Source organism: Oscillibacter sp. CU971 (assembly GCF_905219725.1).
Taxonomy (GTDB): domain Bacteria; phylum Bacillota; class Clostridia; order Oscillospirales; family Oscillospiraceae; genus Oscillibacter.
Genome location: NZ_CAJMXG010000417.1, coordinates 1 through 1858, shown reverse-complemented (window position 1 = coordinate 1858; position 1858 = coordinate 1). Strand labels below are relative to the sequence as shown.

Here is a 1858-nt window from a genome sequence, read left to right as displayed (position 1 = left end):
CACTTTCCCTGGATGGAAGAACGCCGGAAATCTGGACTACGTTTCCTGCTGGTATAAAAAAGCGGCGGACTTGATGGCGGGAACGTCTATCCGGGCTGCTCTGGTATCCACCAACTCTGTGACCCAAGGTGAAGCTGTGGCGAATCTGTGGAAACCGCTGTTTGAATCAGGTGTTCACATTGACTTTGCTCACCGGACGTTCCGCTGGGACAGTGAGGCCAAAATCAAAGCCCACGTTCATTGTGTGATTGTCGGTTTCAGCACGGCCCCCAACGTCACACCTAAAACGCTGTTCACATCAGAACGGGCGCAGGTGGTTCAGAACATCAACGGGTATCTATTGGACGCTGACAATGTGTTTGTGGAGAGCCGCAGTAAGCCCCTTTGTGATGTACCGGAAATCGGGATTGGCAACAAACCGATTGACGGCGGCAACTACCTCTTTACCAAAGAGGAAATGGACGAATTTCTGAAAATTGAACCAGCAGCGGGAAAGTGGTTTAAGCCCTGGTATGGTTCCCAGGAGTTTATCAACCGTTGCCCTCGCTACTGCCTGTGGCTGGGAGATTGCCCACCGAATGAGCTGCGGAAAATGCCGGAGTGCATGAAGCGGGTGGAGGCAGTGCGCCAGCTTCGGTTTGCCAGCAAGAGCGCCGGAACGGTGAAGCTGGCCGACACGCCGACTCGGTTCCATGTTGAGAATATGCCAGAAGGAACTTACATTGTCGTTCCAGAGGTATCGTCCGAGCGGCGGCGCTATGTTCCCATGGGATTTATGACCCCAGATATTCTTTGCAGTAACCTCGTAAAAATCATTCCCAATGCTACGTTGTACCATTTAGGTGTGCTGACCTCTAACGTACACATGGCTTGGATGCGTGCTGTTTGCGGACGGCTGAAAAGCGATTACCGCTATTCCAAGGATGTTGTTTACAACAACTTCCCCTGGCCTACCCCCACGGACGCTCAAAAGGACAAAATCGAGCAGACCGCGCAGGCCATTCTGGACGCCCGCGCCCTCTACCCGGACGCCAGCCTTGCCGACCTCTACGATGAAACCACCATGCCTCCGGAACTGCGGAAGGCCCACCAGCAGAACGACAAAGCCGTGATGATGGCCTACGGCTTTTGGGGCAAACTGAACTCCGAACCAGCCTGCGTGTCGGAGTTGATGAAGATGTACCAGCAAATAGTTTCCCAATAGGGCAAATATGGGGTTGAGAAAACTATAAGTTCGTCAATTTGCTTGCTTTAGGTGATTTAGGATTAAGTAGTATTAACCTTTTTTGATCTGAAATTATGTGAATAGCAACAGGCATCAAGGGGTACATTCTTTGATGCCTGTTGTATTTATTTATTGCCGACACCTCCATTGTGTAAATATTTTGTGCTTTTAGTGCAAAAACTTTGGGTACTACTAGCAAATATGCAAACCTAATAGCACAATGTAAAATTGGACTATTAGAATGTAACCGATATTTCCACTAAAAAGGGGGGGTGAATAGTTCTTGAAAGGCAAGGAAGTATTAAGAATTGAATTTGGTCATCGTGTGAAACAATCGCGAGAAAATCTTAACTTATCCAGAAAAGACTTTGCAGAAATTATTGGTATTTCTGAATATTTTCTGGTACAGATTGAATTAGGAAAGCGCGGGGCATCCAATGTAACGCTTTGCAAAATGTCTGAAGCTCTATGTACTACTACGGATTATTTGCTGACTGGGAGAGCAGAATTGTCCACCATTTCTGCAATCACTTCTCTGCTGGCAAAAATAGACGAACCCCTCTTAATCGGGGCAGAAATGTTGCTGAAAGCATATATCAATAGCATCAGTTTTATAAAAGCAAAGGTAAACGA

2 protein-coding genes are annotated in these 1858 nt (G+C 47.5%); both read left to right on the top strand.

What is annotated here, in order from left to right:
• Nucleotides 1-1204, top strand: a 1204-nt coding sequence (locus JX325_RS16040; RefSeq protein WP_204792049.1) for a type IIL restriction-modification enzyme MmeI, incomplete at its 5' end; no start/stop codon positions are given.
• A gap of 304 nt (nt 1205-1508) precedes the next feature.
• Nucleotides 1509-1858 (top strand): helix-turn-helix domain-containing protein (locus JX325_RS16035; RefSeq protein ID WP_204792048.1); only part of this gene is annotated, 350 nt, incomplete at its 3' end.